The 19,850-nt window shown below is 71.2% G+C and carries 12 protein-coding genes; 7 read left to right on the top strand and 5 right to left on the bottom strand.

What is annotated here, in order from left to right:
• Positions 1-87 precede the first annotated feature (87 nt).
• Together ACFYP0_RS15950 and ACFYP0_RS15945 are read right to left on the bottom strand one after the other, a co-directional pair.
• The gene (locus ACFYP0_RS15950; protein ID WP_355493408.1) at positions 88-5,703 is read right to left on the bottom strand and encodes a GH92 family glycosyl hydrolase; all 5,616 of its coding nucleotides are present in this window, start codon (positions 5,701-5,703) and stop codon (positions 88-90) included.
• A 275-nt stretch (positions 5,704-5,978) separates the two neighbouring features.
• The gene (locus tag ACFYP0_RS15945; protein ID WP_355493407.1) at positions 5,979-7,058 is read right to left on the bottom strand and encodes a glycoside hydrolase family 19 protein; all 1,080 of its coding nucleotides are present in this window, start codon (positions 7,056-7,058) and stop codon (positions 5,979-5,981) included.
• Positions 7,059-7,485: 427 nt separating this feature from the next.
• Here ACFYP0_RS15945 and ACFYP0_RS15940 point away from each other — a divergent pair, with 427 nt between their 5' ends.
• The 7 genes from ACFYP0_RS15940 to ACFYP0_RS15910 all read left to right on the top strand — a co-directional run bounded on the left by ACFYP0_RS15940 (position 7,486) and on the right by ACFYP0_RS15910 (position 16,531).
• Positions 7,486-8,520 carry a polysaccharide deacetylase family protein gene (locus tag ACFYP0_RS15940; RefSeq protein ID WP_355493406.1) on the top strand — a complete coding sequence of 345 codons (1,035 nt, stop codon included), beginning with the start codon at positions 7,486-7,488 and terminating at the stop codon, positions 8,518-8,520.
• Positions 8,521-8,610: 90 nt separating this feature from the next.
• Complete coding sequence (locus ACFYP0_RS15935) at positions 8,611-9,570, top strand: acetamidase/formamidase family protein (protein WP_124856863.1); 960 nt, start codon at positions 8,611-8,613, stop codon at positions 9,568-9,570.
• A gap of 62 nt (positions 9,571-9,632) precedes the next feature.
• Positions 9,633-11,051, top strand: coding sequence for a WGR domain-containing protein (locus tag ACFYP0_RS15930; protein WP_124856860.1), 1,419 nt, complete (start codon positions 9,633-9,635; stop codon positions 11,049-11,051).
• A gap of 67 nt (positions 11,052-11,118) precedes the next feature.
• Positions 11,119-12,222, top strand: a complete 1,104-nt coding sequence (locus ACFYP0_RS15925; protein ID WP_355493405.1) for an endonuclease domain-containing protein — start codon at positions 11,119-11,121, stop codon at positions 12,220-12,222.
• Positions 12,219-12,944, top strand: coding sequence for a hypothetical protein (locus tag ACFYP0_RS15920; RefSeq protein WP_124856853.1), 726 nt, complete (start codon positions 12,219-12,221; stop codon positions 12,942-12,944). The genes ACFYP0_RS15925 and ACFYP0_RS15920 overlap by 4 nt, the downstream gene beginning before the upstream one ends.
• Entirely contained in the window at positions 12,941-16,189 is a 3,249-nt protein-coding gene (locus ACFYP0_RS15915) for an ATP-binding protein (protein WP_355493404.1), read from the top strand. Before ACFYP0_RS15920 ends, ACFYP0_RS15915 begins: the two co-directional genes overlap by 4 nt.
• Before the next feature lie 9 nt (positions 16,190-16,198).
• Positions 16,199-16,531 carry a putative quinol monooxygenase gene (locus tag ACFYP0_RS15910; RefSeq protein WP_124853383.1) on the top strand — a complete coding sequence of 111 codons (333 nt, stop codon included), beginning with the start codon at positions 16,199-16,201 and terminating at the stop codon, positions 16,529-16,531.
• Between the two features lie 165 nt (positions 16,532-16,696).
• Here ACFYP0_RS15910 and pdxY read toward each other — a convergent pair whose 3' ends face one another.
• From pdxY to ACFYP0_RS15895, 3 genes are all read right to left on the bottom strand, one after another.
• The gene (gene pdxY, locus ACFYP0_RS15905) at positions 16,697-17,548 is read right to left on the bottom strand and encodes a pyridoxal kinase PdxY (protein WP_386996464.1); all 852 of its coding nucleotides are present in this window, start codon (positions 17,546-17,548) and stop codon (positions 16,697-16,699) included.
• Positions 17,549-17,725: 177 nt separating this feature from the next.
• Complete coding sequence (locus tag ACFYP0_RS15900; RefSeq protein ID WP_124853385.1) at positions 17,726-18,520, bottom strand: S1 family peptidase; 795 nt, start codon at positions 18,518-18,520, stop codon at positions 17,726-17,728.
• A 151-nt stretch (positions 18,521-18,671) separates the two neighbouring features.
• Positions 18,672-19,688: a LacI family DNA-binding transcriptional regulator gene (locus ACFYP0_RS15895; protein WP_356980801.1), complete on the bottom strand. Its 1,017-nt coding sequence runs from the start codon at positions 19,686-19,688 to the stop codon at positions 18,672-18,674.
• Between the last annotated feature and the right edge of the window lie 162 nt (positions 19,689-19,850).

The raw sequence follows: 19,850 nt of genomic DNA, 5'->3' as shown, positions 1-19,850 counted from the left end.
ACGCTAACAGTGGGTTGCGCGACAAACGCGTGGGGCGGGCCTTGAACACGGCCCGCCCCACGCGGCTGTACTGTCCCCGGCTCGGTGCTAGCCGGTGACGGTGAACGGTCGGGACACCTTCGTCGCCGACGTGGCGCCGTTCAGCGTGACGCTGGTCGCGCCCGCCTTCGCCGCACCCGGAACGCTGACCGTCGCGCCGGAGATGACGCCGTCACCGTTCGCGCGCACGGTGCTGACCGCCAGTCCGGTCCCGAAGGCGATCGTGACCACCTCGTTCGGCGCGAACCCGGAACCGTCGACCATGATCGACGTGCCGCGCGGGCCCGAGGTGGTCAGCAGGGCCACCCGCGGCTGGTAGGTCCGCGCCTCCGGCTCCCCGGTGACCTGGACGGTGGCAGTGGCCGGCGTACGCGAGGACGCGCCCGTCGCGGTGACGGCGTACCGGCCGGGTTGCGCGTCACCGGAGGTCGGCACCGAGGCGCGGACCGTTCCCGTCGCGGAGGCCGCGACCTTCGTGGTCCGGCCCGGGTCGGTGCCGACGCTGACGGTCACCTGCTCGCCGGCGGCGAAGCCGCTGCCGTTGACGGTGATCGCGCCACCGGTGGCGATGGTGCCGGACGCGGACAGCGCGATCGCCGGCTGCGATCCGCCCCGAGCCACGGTCACGGTGAAGGACTCGGTGCTGCTCGACAGCGTGTCCCACGGCGTGACGCGCACCGTGTAGGTGCCCTCCCGTGCGTAGGTGTGCTGGCCGCTCATCGCGCCGGACGCGCCGATCGTCACGTCGTCCGGAACCGTGCCGTCACCCCACTGGACGCGGGCGCGGTAGCCCGTCGTACCGGGAACGCCGCCGGTCACCGCACCGAGGTTCGCCGCGAGGGCCTGCCCGGCGGTGGCCGTCTGGTTCTTCGGGGCGGCGGTCGTCAGCGCCGGGGCGGGCGTGCCGTCGTTGGCCACGGCGAACACGTGGATCCGACCCGCCGAGCGGGGGTCACCGGTCTGCGTCGGCAGGGTCACCGACACCAGCGTCTTGCCCGCCGGAATCTGGTACGGCGCGGTGGCGAAGAGGAACGGCTGGGCGCCGTCACGGCTCGTGCCCTGCAACCGGTACGCCGTCCGGGCGACGATGACGTTGCCGTAGGACGGGGTGCCGTTGGCGTTGCCGCCCAGCGTCCAGTCGCTCAACTGGATCGGAATGCTGGCCGTGCTGCCGTCGCTGAACGTCGCCGTGCCGGTGGTGCTCTGGTTGCCCTGCGTTCCGGCGCCGATGAACGAGATGCTCTTCGCGTCCTGCGGAAGGTCGAGGACGACGGTCGCCCCGTTGCCGGTGGCGTTGTCCGGCTGCCCGGCCGGGATCACCGGCAGGGTGAACCGCAGCGCCGTTGCGGGAACCTGCTGCGGCTGGCCCTGGGTCACACCACCGGCCGCCAGGGCGGCCCGCGAGTACGCCCACGACTTGGCGTCACAGTCCGCCGCCAGGACCCCTTCGTCGCCGACGCAGACGCTGTCGAACGCGGCGGTGAGGCCGGAGGCCGGGGCGTACGCCACCTCGACGCCGACCGTCGCGGAGCTCTGGCTTTCGCCGTCGGTCACCGTGACGTTCGCCTGGTGGTAGCCGGGTGTGGTGTAGGTGTGCGACCCGGCGATGCGGTAGACGGCCCGCGAGCTCAACGTCACGGTGCCCGCGGTGACCGGCGTGCCGTCACGCCAGTCGATGGTGGCCTGGTAGCCGTTGGCGTCGCCGCCGGTGACGGTGGCCAGAGGCACCGAGACGGGTACGCCGGTGCTCGCGTGCACGCCGTCCGCCGCGGTGACCGTGATGTCGCCGCCGCCGAGGTCGAGGTCACCCCCGGCGAGCAGCTCGACCTCGGCGAGGTTGGTCTGCGCGGCGCCGACGGTCTTCGTGACGGCGAGGCGGAACTGCGCGAACCGTCCCGGCTTGTCGATCGAGTACGGGCGGGTCTGGTTACGCCACGGGAACACCTGACCGGTGCGGGAGTCCACTGTGGTCCAGGTGAGGCCGTCGTTGGAACCCTGCAGACGCCAGTCCGCCGGATCGCCGGCACCGGCCCCGGACGTGACCGTGTAGTACTTCGGCTTCTGCCTGCCACCACGGAAGGCCCAGGTGATCTGCGGGGTCGCCGAGGTGAAGGTCAGCTGCGTGGTCGACGAGTCGTCGAACAGCTTCGACGCGTCCTGACCGCCGGTTGCGGTCGCGGTGCCGAGACCGGGGCCGGTGACGTCCTGCAACGGCTTCGGCGCCTCGTCACCCTTGGTCAGCGACGGCGGGGCGTCGTTCTTGCCGCTGCCCCAGGACGACGGCTTGGATCCCATCTGGAAGTCGATGGTGCCGCCCTTGGCGAGCGTCGCGACATCCAGGGACAGGCCGCGCTGCTTCTTGCCGTTGACCGACACGCCCTGCACGTAGATGTTCGCCGCGCTGTTGTTCGGCGCGTTGACGACGATGTCGCCGCTGCTGCGGTGCACGGTCATGCGGGTGAACTGCGGCGAGCCGATCGCCCACTCGGACGACCCGGCCTGCAACGGGTAGATGCCCAGCGAGCTGAGGATGTACCACGACGACATCTCGCCGTTGTCCTCGTCGCCCAGGTAGCCCTGGCCGATCTCGCTGCCGACGTAGAGACGGCGCAGGATCTCTCGTACCGTCTCCTGCGTCCTGGCCGGCGCGCCCGCGACGTTGTACATGTACGGGATGTGGTGCGACGGCTGGTTGCTCATGCCGAGCTGTCCCATCCGCACCGCGCGTGCTTCGAGCATCTCGTGGATGACGCCGCCGTACCCACCGGGGCGGTCGGCGTTCTCCGGGGTGGTGAAGAACGCGTCGAGCTTGTCCCGCAGCGCCTTCTGCCCGCCGTACAGGTTGATCAGGCCCTGGCCGTCCTGCTGGGCGGTGAACGCGAAGTTCCACCCGTTGGTCTCGGTGTAGACGCCACCCCAGTCCAGCGGGTCACCGGCGAGGAAGTTGCCGGCGGCGTCGCGGCCCTGGAAGAGCTTCGTCTTCGGGTCGAAGAGGTGGACGTAGTTGCGGGCCCGCTCCAGGAAGTACCGCGACTCCTCCTTGAGCCGGGCACGCTCCGACTTCGGCGTGGCCGGGTCCTTGGCGAGCGCCGCACCCATGTTGCCGATGCCGAAGTCGTTGATGTAGCCCTCCAGCGCCCACGACACCGACTCCCCCGTGGACGTCGGCGTGTAGCCGAGGAACAGGGAGCTCTCGATGCCCTTGCGCCCGACCGCGCTGCGCCCGGACGCGACGGTCGCGTCCTTGACGGCCGCGTCGTACGCCGCGAGCGGGTCGGGCAGCTTGACCCCGGTGAGGTACGCCTGGGCCAGCGCCACGTTCGCGCTGGTGCCGGTCATCAGGTCGGCGTAGCCCGGGGACGACCAGCGGGCGATCCAGCCGCCGTCGCGGTAGTGCTGGACGAACCCGTCGGAGATCTTCGCGGCGACGTCCGGGTACAGCAGCGCGTAGGCGGGCCACACGGTGCGGTAGGTGTCCCAGAAGCCGTTGTTGACGTAGATCTGCCCGTCGACGATCTTCGCGCCGGTCCGGGTCGGGGTCGACGCGCCGGTCGGCGCCGAGACCGGGCTCGCGTACTGCCAGCGCGGCGCGGCGGCGGTGCCGGTGTTCTCCGACTGCGAGTTCGGGTAGAGGTTCAGCCGGTACAGGTTCGAGTACATGGTGACCAACTGCGACTCGTTGGCGCCCCGCACCTCGACCCGGCCGAGCCGGTCCTTCCACGCGGCCGTGGCGGCGGCGTGGATCTGGTCGAAGCTCTTGCCGGTGACCTCCAGATCGAGGTTACGGCGCGCCTGGTCGACGGAGAGGAACGACGTGGCGAGACGCATCGTCACCTCCCGCGAGCCGGAGAGGTCGAAGGTGGCCGAGGTCGCGGCGGACGCCGTCGGCGCCCGGTCGAAGGCGCCGGAGACGAACATCCGGCTACGACCGGCCGACAGGCCGCTTCCGTTGTCGACCCAACCGGTGAACGTGCCGTCCGTGCCGATGGTGAACGTGCCGTTGTGGAAGACGAGGCTTCCGGTCTGCTGCCCGGTGGGGAAGGTGAACCGCATGATCCCGGCGTGGTCGGTGGGCGACATCTCCGCGACCAGGCCGTTCTGGAGCCTGACCCGGTAGAGGTCCGGCTGCGCCGTCTCGTCGTCGTGGCTGAAGGCGAGCGCACGGCCGGCGGGCTGACCGGTGAGCGGCCCGCCACCGACGACCGGCATGACGGACATCTGGTTGCGGTCACCCATCCAGGGGCTGGGCTCGTGGGAGATCGCGAGGCCCTGGAGCATGGGAAGGTTGGCCTCGTTGTTGATCCGGTGGTACTCGTACTCCCACGAGTCGGAGGTCGCGTCGGTCACCGGGGTGAAGAAGTTGAACCCGTTCGGCACGGCGGTGATCGGCAGGTTGTTGCCGCGCGAGAAGCCGCCCGTCGAGTTGGTGCCCCGTCGGGTGTCGACGTAGTTGGTCAGCTTCGAGCCGTCGATCGACGCCGGCGCGGCCGTCAGCTCGATGTCGTCCAGCCAACCCTGGAACCGGGTCTCCCCGGTGGCCTGCGGATTGTCGTACGCGAGCAGGATGCGGTCGATCGTCTTGCCGCGCGCGACGGTGCCCAGGTCGGCCTGCACCAGGTTCCACTGGTCGGCGAAGAGCACCTTCGAGGCGCCCTGACCGGCACCCGTGAGCGGGTAGCCGTGCTGGTCGGCGGGCGAGCGACCACTCAGGTAGCTGCCGTCGGTGAAGTGCAGGTCGACGGCGGTGTAGGTGGACGGGTACCGGCCGTCTCCACCGGTGAACTCGGGGAAGATCTTGTACGACAGTCGGGTCTTCGGCCCGACCGGGATGGTGACGTCGAAGAGCTTGTTGGTCGCGTACGACCGGCCGTTGCCCTCGGCGCCGCCGGAGTAGCGCAGCGCGGCCAGTCCGGTGAACCCGACGTCCGGCTTCGTGGTGTAGCCGCCGTTCGGGCCGGCGGTCGCCTCGCTGACCATGGGGGTGGCCGGCGGGCGGACGTCCGAGCCGTCGCTGATGTTCCAGTCGGCGAGCTGCACGAGCGAGTCACCGGAGTTCGCGGTGACGTTGAGCCGGTAGAAGCCGTAGGCGTTCGGGTTCGTGAAGCTGTAGGTCTTGGTGGCGAAGCGCCCGCTGAACTTCTCGCCGGCACGCTTGTCCAGGTCGGTCCAGGTGCTGCCGTCGTTCGACCCCTGGACGACGAAGTCCCTGGGGTCACGGGTCGGTGCGTCGTTGGCCGCGGTCAGCGAGTAGCGCACGACAGTCGCCGGCTTGGCGAGCTGGTAGGTCACCCAGCCGCTGGACGCGAACACGAGCCACTTGGTCGACGGATCGTCGTCAGTGAGGTTCGCGGCGATCTCTCGCGGCTGGTTCTCGTCGCTCGCGGTCACGGCGTCGACCTGGCCGAGCAGGCTGCCGGGCAGCGTGGAGACCTTGCCGCTCAGGTTGGCCTGGACCGGCTTTCCGTTCTGGCCCACCTCCACGGTGCTGGTGGCGGGCTGCGGGTCGGCGGACTCGAACGAGGAGGTGAAGTTGCCCGGCGGTGCGGGGGTGGGGGCGGCGTTCGCCACGGGCGCGGCGAGAAGCAGGCCCAGCGGTAGCAGGGCGGCTGTCGTCGCCGCGATCAGGCGGGGTGAGAGAGGGCGCGCAAGGGGGGTGTGCGACATGAGGGACGGAGCCTTTCGACTCGAACCGGGTCGAGTACGTCGAACGTCTGGGCAGTGTGGAGCGGGGGTGGCGGTCGGAGCCCTGACATCGTTGTCATCGGAGTTCGTGAACAACGGGAGTCGGGGCGATGGACTGTCGCTGATAGTTCCGGGCGCAGCACGGCCGTGTCAACGGGTTGGCCGCGCCGAAACGGCCGCCGCCCCGACCGGGTCCGGCGGCCGATGCGCCGGGCCTCGACGCCGTCCGGCGACGTACGCCGAGGCCCGGCCACGGATCAACAGTAGAGGTTGGCTCCGGCGGACACCCCGAGGATGCCGACGAACTGCTGGTACCTGGTGACGCGACTCTGCACCTGGGCGGGGTTTCCGCCGTTGCACTCGATCGAGCCGTTGATGCTGCGGATGGTCTGACCGAACCCGGCGCCGTTGACCATCGCATTGTGGGCGGTCATGGTGCCCGGCCCGTTCTGGGTCATCCAGTACCAGATACCGGTCTTCCAGGCCACCGAGGCGTCGGTCTGCACCAGCCACGGGTTGGTCAGCAGCGGCAGGTTGAGGGCGTTGCCCGCGGCGTTGTAGTTGAAGTTCCAACTGAGCTGGATGGGCCCCCGCCCGTAGTAGGCGGCCTGCCCGGCGGGGCAGCCGTACGGCTGACCGGGGTCGCAGTAGTGCGGGTAGTTGGCGGTGTTCTGCTCGACGATGTGCACGAGCCCGCCGGTCTCGTGGTAGACGTTCGCCAGGAAGGCCGCGACCTCCTGGCGCTGGACGGTGGCGCTGCCGGTGCGCGCGAACGCCGGGTAGGCGCTGAGCGCCGCGACGAGCCCGGAGTACGTGTAAAAGGAGTTGCGACCCGGGAACATCTGGTTGAACTGGGCCTCGGTGACCACGAAGCCGCCCGGGTTGGTGGGCGGCGGGGTGGTCGGTGGTTGACCACCGCAGGTGTACGGCTCCCAGTACCAGGTGCTGACGACGGGGTCGTACCCGGGATTGTCGTGCTCGGCGATGTAGTAGAGGCCGTTGGTGTACCGCACGATCGCCCCGGTGGCGTACCACGTCCCGGCGGTCCAGTTCGGGTAGGAGCAGGTCCCCCCGGTGGGCGGCGTGGTGCCGCCTCCGCACGCGCCGAGGTCCTCCCAGACGCCGGTCGTGCCTGGCGGGGCCTCGTTCTGGGTCCACCACTTCGCCCGGTAGTTGCGGCCGTTGTGGGAGACCTGCGCGTCTCCCCAGTAGACGGCCGAGGCCTGCCACGACGCTGAGCAGGCCGCCGCTGACGCGGCGGTCGCCGGAATGATCGCGACCAGTCCGCCAGCGACGATCAGTGCCGCCAGCGCGACCAGCGCGCGGAGTCTCGTCATGTGGTTGCTCCTTCCTCGGACCCCAGTGGCCGAAATCCGAGCCGGATATCGACCCAGGTGACTGTAACATCTTCTGTTCACAATCTTTACTAATCCGTCGACCTCGGACGGCGGCGAGCTCCGTGGTCGGCCGCCGATACTTCCGATGAATTTCCGGATCATGTCGACCACAAAGACTGCAGCTGGCGTCAACTGACTCCCCGCCAGATCAATCTCCACAAAGTCCCGACTGGCCAGGACGGGTGCCTACCTCACAAGCCGCCCTGCACTGTTCCGGAGTGATTCCGGAACTTGTTGACGTGTTCGAATTCTCGCTGTAATACTCCGATCCATTGAGGTCGATGCGGTGGCGCGCCGCGACCCACCCACCACCACACCTGTCCGGACTGCGCCGTCCGCCGTCCGGGTCTGCGAGAAGGGGCACCAGATGAGCAGACTCTTCCCCCGCACGGCCCTGTGGTCGAGGCGGTTGCGCGCGGCGCTCGCCGTCCTCGCCACCGCGGTCGCCATGTGCGGCGTCGTCCTCGCCGCCACCTCGACCCCGTCGAGCGCCGCCACCTGCAACGGCTACGTCGGCCTCACCTTCGACGACGGCCCGACCGGCAACACCAGCGCGCTGCTCAACGTGCTGCGCAACAACGGCGTACGGGCCACGATGTTCAACGTCGGGCAGAACGTCCAGAACAACAGGTCGGCCGCACAGGCCCAGGTGGCCGCCGGCATGTGGGTCGCCAACCACAGCTGGAACCACGCCCACATGACCTCGATGAGCCAGTCCCAGATGCAGTCGGACCTGTCCCAGACCAGCTCGGCGATCCAGTCGGCGACCGGCAGCCGGCCGGTTCTGTTCCGGCCGCCGTACGGCGAGACCAACTCCACCCTGCAGTCAGTGGCGTCGTCGCTGGGCATGCGCCAGGTGATCTGGGACGTGGACTCGCAGGACTGGAACGGCGCCAGCGTCAGCCAGATCGTGTCCAACGCGAGTCGACTCCAGGCCGGTCAGGTCATCCTGATGCACGACGGGATCCAGAACACCCGCGACGCGATCCCCCAGATCATGGCCAACCTGACCAGCCGCAACCTGTGCCCCGGCATGATCTCGCCGTCCACCGGCCGCGCGGTCGCGCCCGACGGCACCACCCCGCCGCCGACCAGCCCGCCGCCGACCACCCCGCCGCCCTCCGGCGGCACCTGCACCGCGACCGCCACGACCCCCAACGTCTGGGGCGACAGGTACAACACGTCGGTGACGGTCAGTGGCGCCAGCACGTGGACCGTGGTCGTGGCCATCACCTCGCCGCAGCGCGTCTCCACCATCTGGAACGGCACCGCCACCTGGGACAGCAGCGGGACCGTCATGACCATGCGCTCCAATGGCAGCGGCAACACCTTCGGCTTCACCACGATGACCAACGGCAACAGCAGCGCCCGCCCACAGATTCGCTCGTGCACCTCGGGTTGACATCGCCCAGGTTGAGTCGTGCGCGGTGGGTGCGCCCGGCACCCACCGCGCACCTGCCTGCCCACCGCACGTGGCCACTAGCCTGCACTGATGCGACACACCCTCACGCCCGGGGACGACACCCTGCACGGCCACTTCTCCCCCGACCTCCCGCCCGTGCTCACCATCGACCCCGGCGACTCCGTCACCTACCGCACCCTGGACTGCTGGTGGTCCGCCGGCCCGTACCCCGGCGGGCCGAACCGAGAGCGGCCCCGCGTCGCGCAGCACCGGCCCGACCACGGACACGCCTTGATCGGTCCGGTCGCCGTCCGCGGTGCGCGCGCTGGTCAGACCCTCGCGGTACGCATCGACACGGTCGTCCCGGGCAACTGGGGAACCACAGTGGCCGGCGGCTGGCCGAGCGGGTTCAACAAGCACTACGGCGTGCAGGAACACCAGGTGGTGCACGCCTGGACGCTGGACCCGGTGAGCATGACCGGTCGCAACCAGCACGGCCACACGGTTCCGCTGCGGCCCTTCATGGGAGTGCTCGGCATGCCGCCCGCCGAGCCGGGGCTGCACTCGACGACCCCACCGCGCCCGTGGGGCGGCAATCTGGACTGCCGGGACCTCACCGCCGGCAGCACCCTCCTGCTGCCGATCCCGGTGGACGACGCGCTGTTCTCCGTCGGGGACGGGCACGCCGCACAGGGTGACGGCGAGGTCGGCGGCACCGCGATCGAGTGTCAGATGGACGAGGTGACGTTGACCTTCGACGTACGCGACGACTTTCCGGTCACCGGCCCGGTGGCCCGTACCCCCGACGCGTGGCTGACCCTGGGCGTCGGCACGTCCCTCGACGACGCCACGTTCACCGCTCTGGACTCGATGCTGACCCTGATGCAGCGGCTGCACGGCCTCAGCCGCGCGGACGCGGTGGCGCTGGCCAGCATCGCGGTCGACGTGCGGGTGACGCAGATCGTCAACCAGACCGTCGGCGCGCACGCGGTGCTCCGCGACGACGCGCTGCGCTGGCCGGACGCCGATTCTGTCGGAGGGCTCCGTTAACGTGTGGTCACTGTCGCCGCGCCGGCCGGATCGCGCCGCTCGCTGACCCTCGGAGGCCCCCCATGTCCCAGGAGACGACCTACCTCGAACTGTCCGAAGTGGACGGTGCGCACAAGTTCTACGAGGTCATCGTCGACAACGCCACGCTGACGGTGCGCTACGGCCGGATCGGCGACCAGGGTCAGGTCAAGGCCAGTGCCTATCCGGACAACGCCCGCGCCCGGGCCGCCGCAGCGAAGAAGATCGGGGAGAAGGTCCGCAAGGGCTACGCGCCGGCGGTCCCCGGCGTCCGCCAGAAGCGCACCGTGTCGCGGCGGCAGATCGTGAGCACCCGCTCCACCGCCCACACCGCCCCGGTGCTCTGGCGCTACGACTCCGGCGGCCCCGCCTTCGGCATCTTCGTCGACGGGCAGCACTGCATGGTCGGCAACGAGCACGGAGTCATCACCACGCTCGACCACGACGCCCAGGTGCGCAGCCAGGTCCGCCTTCCCGACGGGGTCAAGTGCATCGTCGCCGACGACGCCTGGATCTACGCCGGCTGCGACGACGGCAACGTCTACGACCTGTCCGGCAAGGTGCCCCGCGTGGCGTACGCGATCGCCCCGGAGATCGACATCTACTGGCTGGACATCCACGACGGCGTCCTCGGCGTCTCCGACGCCAACGGCGGGATCACCGCCGTCGATCACGAGGACGAGTTCCTGTGGCGTCGCCCCGGGCGGGGGCGTTCGGCCTGGATGGTGCGGTGCGACGCCGACGCCATCTACCACGGCCACTCGCAGGGCGTGACCGGCTACGAGTGGCGCACCGGCAGCGAACTGTGGCACACCACCACCGGTTCGGTGCTCTTCGGCTGGCAGGAGCGCGGCAGTGTGTTCGCCGGGACGGGCACCCGCGAGGTGGTGCGGCTGTCCAAGTCGGGTCGGCTCGAACGCACCTACCGCTGCGACGCCCCGGTCTTCTCCTGCGCCACCGCCGAGGGCGGCGAGTACGTCTTCGCCGGTGACAGCCAGTCCTCGATCTACTGCTTCGACGAGGCAGGCACCCGGCTGTGGAAGCTCGGCACCGGCTGCGGCTCGGCGTACTCCATGCAGTACCACGACGACCGGCTCTACGTCGTCACCACCGGCGGCCATCTGGCCTGCATCGACGCGAGCGAGCCGGCGATCCGCGCGGCGCAGGCCGGGAACGTGCCCCAGGTACGCGACATCAAGGCCCCCCGCCAGGCACCCCAGCCGGTGCAGCCGACGATCGTCGAGGTGACCAGCGACTCGGGCGCGGGCGTGGTCGTGCAGTGCCTGGACGATCGGGGGCGGCTGCGGGTTCAGGTGCTCTCCGACGGTTACCGGCGCGACTGGTCGGTGCAGTTCCCCAAGGGGATTCGCGAGCCGGGCGCCCGCTACCTGGTGACCGAGGTGCGCGAGTCCAGCCGCGGTGGCTACTACCGCGCGTACGGCGACATCCGCCGGCTGCGCTGAGCGGGGGTCGCACCGCCTCGCTACCGAGGGTCCCCGGCCGCGCCCGTCGGTGTCGTAGGGTGCCGCCATGGCACACCCCGTCCGGGCCGACGGCGACGCCAGCAGGGCCTGGTGGGCTGCCCCGCCGACAGGGCGAGTCAGTCACCTGCCGGGCATCGACCCGGAGCTGCTGCGGGTGGCACTCGACCCGTTACCACCGGCGGCACCCGCAATCGTGCACTACCGGCCCACCGTGACATGCCCTCTCGGTGACCTCGTGGACACCCTGCTCGACCAACTGGACACCGCGGCCCTCGCGATGTTCCCCCGCTGGCTGGCGGGAGCCGACCATGTCGACAGCGAGGGCACGCTCGGCGTGGCGGCGGTGCGGGCACTCGCGGCCCGTACCGCCGCAGGCTCCCGGCACTTCGGCCCGTTCCTGGCCGACCTCGCCGAGCGAGGGCTACGCGGCCCGCACCACCCCGGCGGCCGGTCCCGCTTCGCCCCGGGGGTACGCGCCGCCGGGCTCGCCCGAGTGATCGCCGACGCGTACGACCGGCAGAGCTGCGTACTCGTCATGGCCCTGCCCGACGCCGACGCCGACGCCGAGCGGACGCTGGTGGCCGCCGCCGAGTGGCTCGTGCGGCACGGTGGCTTCACGGTGTGGTTGGCCGGCGGGACGCTGCGCCACGCCGACCGGGTGCGCTCGGTGCCCATGCCGGTGCCGGCGCGATTCGCCGGGCTGGCCAGCACGACCGAACGGCTTCCGGCCCTCGCCGCCGAGCCGGCGTCGACGGTGCTGGCCTGGCCGCCGATCGCGGGCGTGCCCCGCGGTGACAGCGCCGCCGAGCAGGCGTTGGAACGTGCGCTCGCACCGCACGACTGGGCGCGGGGCCGGCGGTGGAACCAGACCTACGAGTGGCACGTCCTGGCCACGGCGTACCGTCTGGATCTGTTTTGGCCCACGGAGGGTCTTGCGGTCGAGGTGGACGGCCCGGAGCATCGTGGGCGAATCGCTTTCGCAAACGACCGGCGGAGAGACGTACAGCTGCAACTCCTCGGGCTGGACGTGCTCCGCTTCACCAACGAACAGGTGCTCACCGACGCGCCGGCGGTGGTCGACGGGATCCGTCGGCTACTGGCCCGGCGACGCGCGGGCGGCACGCACCCCCACGGAGATGAGACATCATGACGAGCCCGGCGGACGTCCCGCACCTGACGCCGAACCAGATCAACGCCCTCGTGGTGCTGATGGTCGAGGCACGCCGACTCACCAACGTCGAGCTGAAAGAGCTGGCCGGTTTCACGCTGACCGGCAAGGACAACACGAAGCTCGTCGACCTTGGCCTGGTGGACACCGATCGGACGCACCGGCCCTTCGCCCACGAGCTGACCGAGCAGGGCTGGCGGGTGGCACGTCAGCTGCACACCGCCGCGCCGCCGAAGCAGGGTGGCTCGACGACCCGGTCCCTGTTCGTCGTCCTGTCCAACCTGCACCGTTCGCTGGACCGGCTCCGGGTCAGCCACGGCGATTTCTTCAAGCAGACCGAGGCAACGGCCGCCCCGGCGACCAGCGAGCCGCGACAGGAAGCACCGGCACCCACGGTGACCGCTACGACGACGGCGGCAGCGGCGGCACCGGTGTCCGCGGCGGAGGTGGAGGCACTGGTTCGCTCGGCGTACCGGGATCTGGCCACCGCGCCGGGCGCCTGGGTCGGCCTCGCCGACGTCCGCGACCGGCTCACCGACACCGACCGGGCCGCCCTCGACGCGGCGTTGCGGGCGATGGTCGGCCGGGAGGACGTCCGCATCATCCCGGTGGCGAACACCAAGTCACTGACCGCACGGGACCGGGCCGCGGCCGTCCGCATCGGGAACGAGGACAACCACGCCCTGGCGATCGGCCCGGCATGATCTCGGAGGACCAGCGGGCCGCGCTGGAAGCGGTCAGTCTCAACCCGGCGGTCACCCCGGACGACGTCTGGCGACCGAGCCCGCACAACGTGCCGGAACTGCATGAGAAGGTCGCCGCGGAGATCCTGCGCGGGGTGGCACGGGCCCGCACCGACGACACCAGCATGCCGCTCGGGGTGGCCATGCAGGGCCGCGCGGGCGCCGGCAAGACGCACCTGCTCGGGGCGGTCCGCGAACGGATCCAGGGCGACGGCGGCTACTTCTTCCTGGTCGACATGGTCAGTGGCAAGACGTTCTGGGAGAGCGTGGCCCTGGCCCTGGTGGAGGGGATGGGCCGCCCCCACGTCGGCTGGGGCACCCAGTTGAAGACCTTCCTGCGTCGACTCACCCCCCAGCTCGGCCTGCCGGTGGAGGTCCGCGACGCGGTCGCCGGCACCCGACCGGTGACCCGTGCGCAGCTCGACACCTTCATCTGGGCGCTGCGCGAGCGCGATCGGGAGGTCGGGCGGGACGCCCAGGACACCGCGCGGGCGCTCGTCCTGCACGGCGCCATCGACTTCGAGGCACAGGACGTCGGTTACGCCCACCTGATCTCCGAACCGGGTGACCCGACCGCGCGGGCGGCGTGGGGGTTGAGCCCCGCGATCCGCACACCGCAGCAGGTCGTGCAGGACATCTCCCGGCTGATGGCCCTGACCCTGGACCCCACGGTCATCGCCGTCGACCAGCTCGACACGCTGTTCGCCCAGACCAGCACCTCACTGCTCAACCAGCATCAGGGGCTGGAGGACGGCCAGGCCAAGGTGCTCGGCCCGATCGCCGACGGCCTGCTCAAACTCCGCGACATCACCCGCCGCACACTGGTCGTCGTCTCGTGCCTGCCGGACACCTGGGTGCTGATGACCCGCACCGCGCCCACCCCGGTCGCTGACCGCTTCCGTACGGCGACCCTGCCGGACCGGATCCCCACCCCGGAGATCGGGCAGGCCATCGTGTCGAAGCGCCTCGCCGCCGCCTTCGCGGGTATGTACTTCGGGCCACCGCACCCCACCTGGCCGATCGCCCCCACCGCCTTCGCCGACGCACCCACCCTGACGCCACGCGCCCTGCTCCGCCGGGTGGACCGCCACATCGCCTGGTGCCGTGATCGCGACGAGGTGGTCGAGCTGGACCGGCTCATCGACGGCGCCGACTCGACGCCGACGATCAGCACCGCCCGTGGCGCTTCCGCCGATCCGACCACGGACGAGCGCCGCCTGCACGAGTTGGACGCGCGGTTCGCCGAACTGGTCGAGGCCGCGGACGTGTCGGCCGCCGTCGACCCGAAGAGCGAAGACGAGCACATGCCGCCGCTGCTCGCCGCCGGCCTGGCCGCCTGGATCGCCGAGCAGGCGCCGACCGGCGCCACCTACAAGTACGATCCGCCGCCCGGCCGCAAGCCCGCGCTGCACGGGCGGCTCATCGAGGTGCTCGACGAGGCCACCGAGAACGAGGCGCACTGGTGCTTCCGGGCCATCGCACACCCCAATGCCATCGCCGTCACCGCCCGGGTCAAGGCCGCCTGCACCCTCGCAGGGTTGGACCGGGACCTGCCACAACGGCGGCTGATCCTGCTGCGCAACGGTCCGTGGCCGACCGGGAAGCGTACGACCGAGGTGTTGACCGGCTTCGACGCGGCCGGCGGCCTGCGGTGTGCCGTGCCGGAGGCGGACCTGCGGGTCTTCGCGGCGCTGCGGGTGATGGCGGCCGAACCGTCCACGGCCCTACAGGAGTGGCTGGTGGCCCGCCGTCCGGCCAGCGGCACCGACCTGTTCCGCGCGGTCCTGCCCGGGCCCGACGGGACGGGCGGCGGCGCCCAGCCGCCGACGCCCGACGACGACGAGCCACCGTCGGGCGGCCCCGAATCCGACCCGACGAACGTGGCGGAAGCCGACGTCCCCGCTGGCGTGTCGACCGGCGCGACGGCCGAGCCCGTACCCGCTGACCCGGCCGAGCCCGTGGTCCGCGAGGGCGGCCGGGCCGTCGGGCTGGGGCGGACCGTCGACGGAGGTCACCCCTTCACGGTTCCCCTGGAGTCGTTGCGCCGCCACGCGGTCGTGTTCGCCGGGTCCGGCTCGGGCAAGACCGTGCTGATCCGTCGGCTGGTCGAGGAGTGCGCCCGCGAAGGGGTCTCCGCGATCGTGCTCGACCCCAACAACGACCTGGCCCGGCTCGGCGACCCGTGGCCCGACCCGCCGGGCGGCTGGGGCCCCGGCGACGCCGAACGCGCCGCCGACTACCTCGCACACACCGAGGTGGTGGTGTGGACGCCCCGGGTCACCGCCGGTCGGCCGCTGAGCTTCCAGCCGCTGCCCGACTTCACCTCCCTGCGGGACTGGCCCGACGAGTTCGACCAGGCCGTCCGTTCCGCCGTGGAGGCGCTCGCGCCCCGAGCCGGTGTCGACCGGTCGAGCAGGCTCGCCCAGCAGGGCAAGGCTGTCCTCACCGAGGCCCTCCAGGCGTACGCGCGCAGCGGGATGGTGGGCCTGCCCGGCTTCACCGAGTTCCTCACCGATCTGCCCGAGGGGGTCAGTCGGCTGGCCCGCGCCGGGAAGCTCGCCGAGGAGTTGGCCGAGGCGCTCAAGGCGGCGATGGTCACCGATCCGCTCTTCGGCGGGGTCGGCGCGCCGGCCGACCCGGGGCTGCTGCTGACGCCGTCGGCGGGGCGGCGGGCCCGGGTGTCGGTGATCAGCTTCGTCGGCCTCACCTCCGACCAGGAGCGGCAGAGCTTCGTCAACCAGTTGCAGATGGCGCTCTTCGCGTGGATCAAGCGGCACCCCGCCGGTGACCGACCGCTGGGCGGGCTGTTCGTGATGGACGAGGCGCAGACGCTCGCGCCCTCGACCGGCACCACGGCCTGCACCGCCAGCTCGATCGCGCTGGCCTCGCAGGCCCGCAAGTACGGGCTCGGGCTGGTCTTCGCCACCCAGGCACCCAAGGGTCTGCACAACCAGATCTCCGGCAACGCGACGACGCAGTTCTTCGGGCTGCTCAACGCGCCGGCGCAGATTGACGCGGCCCGGCAGCTCGCCGAGGCCAAGGGCGGGCGACTGCCCGACATCGGCCTGCTCAACAGCGGTGAGTTCTACGCGGCCGGGGAAGGGTTCTCGTTCGTCAAGGTCCGCACCCCGCTGTGCCTGACGCACCACCCGAAGGCGCCGTTGACCCCCGAGGAGGTCGTCGCCCGCGCCCGCCCGGCTGGGTAGCCTGGGGCCATGATCTTCATTACCGCCAAGTTCCGGGTCCTGGCCGAGCACGCCGACCGGTGGCCACAGATCGCCGCCGAGTTCACCGAGGCGACCCGGGCGGAGCCGGGCTGCCTGTGGTTCGACTGGTCCCGTAGCGTGGACGATCCCACCGAGTACGTGCTGGTCGAGGCGTTCCGCGACGACCAGGCCGGCGCGGCCCACGTCCAGTCCGCGCATTTCCGCGCGGCCCAGGAGACCCTGCCGCCGCACCTGGCCGAGACTCCGCGGATCGTGAACGCCACGGTGCCGCAGGAGGACTGGTCGCTGCTCGGCGAGATGGCCGTTCCCGAGGGTCGCTGACCACCACCGGTCCGCGGTCAGCGCCCGTCGTCAAACGCAGCCCGTCCGCGGTCAGCGACCGTCGTCGAACCCAGCCGGTCCGGAGTCCGCGACCGTCGTCAGTGCAGCCGGTCCGGAGTCCGCGACCGTCGTCAGTGCAGCCGGTCCGGGGCCCGCGACCCGCCGTCAGCGCAGCCGGCGGGCGGTGAACCGGGCCGGCGGGTCGGCGATGACGTCCTGCGCCGCGATCAGCTGGATCTCCCGGGTGCCCGCCGCGAGTGTGGCCTCGAGCACGGCGTAGACGGAGGCGATGGTGTGTTCCAGCGCGGTCGCGGGTGAGCCGGTCGTCCACAGGTGGGCGAGGTACAGCGCCGCGGTGACGTCGCCCCCACCGTTCGGGTTGATCGGCAGCAGCGGCGTGGTCACCGCCCAGGCGCCCTCGTCGGACACCGCCACCACCTCCAGCGAGTCCGGCGGCAGGTCGCCGTGGAGCACGCTGGTCACCAGCACGTGCCGTGGCCCGGTCGCGCGCACCACGTCGACCGCGTCCAGCACCTCGGCCAGCGAGTTCGTGGTGCGACCGGCGAGGAAGTCCAGCTCGAAGTGGTTCGGCGTGATGATGTCCGCACGGGGCACGACGGTGTCCCGTAGGTACTCCGGAATCCCCGGCCGGACGAACATGCCCCGACCGGCGTCGCCCATCACCGGGTCGCAGCAGTACACCGCGGCCGGGTTGGCCGCCTTCACCGTCGCCACCGCGTCCAGGATCACCGCGCCCATGGCCGGGTCGCCCTGGTAGCCGGAGAGCACCGCGTCAGCGCTGCCGAGGACACCGCGGTCCTCGATGCCCGCGATCACCTCCGCCACGTCCGCCGCCGGGAGCATCGGGCCCCGCCACGCGCCATACCCGGTGTGGTTGGAGAAGTGCACAGTCAGGACCGGCCAGACCTCGTGCCCGAGGCGTTGCAGCGGAAAGGCCGCCGCCGAGTTGCCGACGTGACCGTAGGCGACCGACGACTGGATGGACAGGATCTTCACCGGCCCATCATCGCCGCTGCGGCCGGCGGCGCACGGAGGGCCCGCCGAATCTGTCGGGTGGCCCACTCGCCGCCCTCCCGGCGGGACGGCACGAACGGGCGACCCGGACCGTGTCGTCCGGGCCGCCCGAGCGGTGGCGGGACGGCCGGCGCGCTGGCTGGCCGTCCCGTCGTACGGTCAGCCGCCGAGGCTCGCCGCGGCGGAGGCGATCGACGAGGCGAAGTAGCTCACCTGGGTGTAGACACCCGGGTAGTTGGGCCGGGCGCAGCCGTAGCCCCAGCTGACGATGCCGACCTGGATCCAGGCGTTGCTGGCGTCGCGGCGGAACATCGGGCCGCCCGAGTCACCCTGGCAGGTGTCCGTGCCGCCGCTGGCGTAGCCAGCGCAGATCTCCTGGGCGGGAATGAGGTCCCCGCCGTAGTTGGCGTTGCAGGTGGAGTCGCTGACGAACGGCACGGTCGCCTTGAGCAGGTACCGCTGCTGGCCCCCGCCCTCGCGTGCGGCGCCCCAACCGGCCACGGTGAAGGTGCCGCTGTCGTACGCGGTGGTGCTGGCGATCGGCAGCGTGCTCAGCCCGGTGACGGGGCTGGCCAGCCGGATCAGCGCCCAGTCGCGGCCGGAGCCGTTGTAGCCGGGGGCACGGTAGACGTAGTTGGACCGGACGGTGATCCGGCTGGACGACTGGAGGTCGACGGTCCCGAGAGTCGCGGTGATGCTGGTGTTGGTGCCGGTCGCGCCCACGCAGTGCGCCGCGGTGAGCACCAGCCGGGGGCTGTACAGCGCCCCGCCGCAGCCCATCGAGAGACGCACCATGAACGGGAACTCGCCCTGAGCGGCGCGGGTGCCGCCGACGACGTTCGGCGTCACGGGGCTGTCGGCCGCAGCGGCCGGCGCGGTGAGGGTGAGGCTGGCCGCGGTCACCGCGGCCAACGCGGTGGCCAGCAGGCCAGTGAGGGTACGCCAGCGAACCATGCATTCCTCCGCATCAGGATGGCACGCCTCGTGAGCGCACCGCAGTCGAGATAGCGGTCATCATATTGAGGATTATGGATCTAGCGGGTCATCCTCTCTGGGTCGTACCACCGGCGGTATGGATCTCGCCGGGCTCGTGGGCGACCGGTGGTCAGGCGTCCGGCGTGCCGGTGCTCTCCCGGCGAAGGAGCCGGAACGGTGTCTGCACGGTCAGCGGCCCCGCGACCTCCGCGCCCTCGATGCGGGCGATGAGGCGGCGCACCGCGAGACGGCCGATCTCCCTCTTGTCCGGGGCGATCGTGGTGAGGGTCGGGGCGGTGAACCGCCCCTCCTCGATGTCGTCGATCCCAACCACCGCGACGTCCTCGGGCACCCGGTGATCGGCCTCGGCCAGCGCCCGCAGCGCGCCGATGGCGACCAGGTCGTTGTAACCGAACACGGCGTCCGGCGGGTCACCGAGGGCGAGCAGGTCACGCATGGCGCGCATGCCGTCGAGCCGACCGAACGCGTCGGTGCCGGCGACCAACCGTGGTCGGTACGGCAGGCCGGCGGCTGCCAGGGCCTCCCGGTAACCCCGGACCCGCAGGTGGGCCGACTGTCGGTCACCGCCCGGGGTGGCGCCGATGAACGCTATCCGGCGGCGGCCGATCGCCACGAGATGCCGGATCGCCGCGTGGCTGGCGGCGACGTTGTCGATGGCGATGTGGTCGTGTGGCACGTCGTAGACGCCCTCGCCGATCAGCACGAGTGGGCTGCCGGCCGTCCGGGCCAGCACCTCCTCCCGGCCGATGCGCACCGGGCTGAGGATCAGGCCGTCGATGATGCGCTGTCGCGAGCCGTCGAGGAGCGCCAACTCCGCCTCCCGGTCCGCGGCGGTGTTCTCCATGACGAGCGTGTAGCCGAGTGCGGCGGCCTCGGCGATGGCGATCTCGGCGAGTTCGGCGAAGTACGGGTTGGTCAGTTCCGGGACGGCCAGGGCGATCAGGCCGGTGCGGCCCCGACGGAGATGCCGGGCGCCGAGGTTGGGGCTGTAACCGAGTTCGTCGATCGCCTGCTGCACCCGTTGTCGGGTCCGCTCCCCCACCGGCCGGTACCCGTTGACCACGTTCGAGACCGTGGCCAGGGAGACACCGGCGCGCTGGGCGATGTCCTTCAGGTTGACGCCCATCCCCAACCTCTCGCGAATTCGACCGGCGGGCCGACCAGGCATTGATGAACAAGCATTGACGGGAGGGTCGGCGCGGCTCTATAACGTTATACAGGTGATGATGGATGTCAATATGCCGGTCACCGTTGGCGCGTGGAGATCCCACCGACATCCGTCGCTGAC

This window comes from Micromonospora arida (assembly GCF_042873195.1).
GTDB classification, from domain to species: domain Bacteria; phylum Actinomycetota; class Actinomycetes; order Mycobacteriales; family Micromonosporaceae; genus Micromonospora; species Micromonospora arida.
This window is presented reverse-complemented; position numbering and strand designations above follow the sequence as displayed.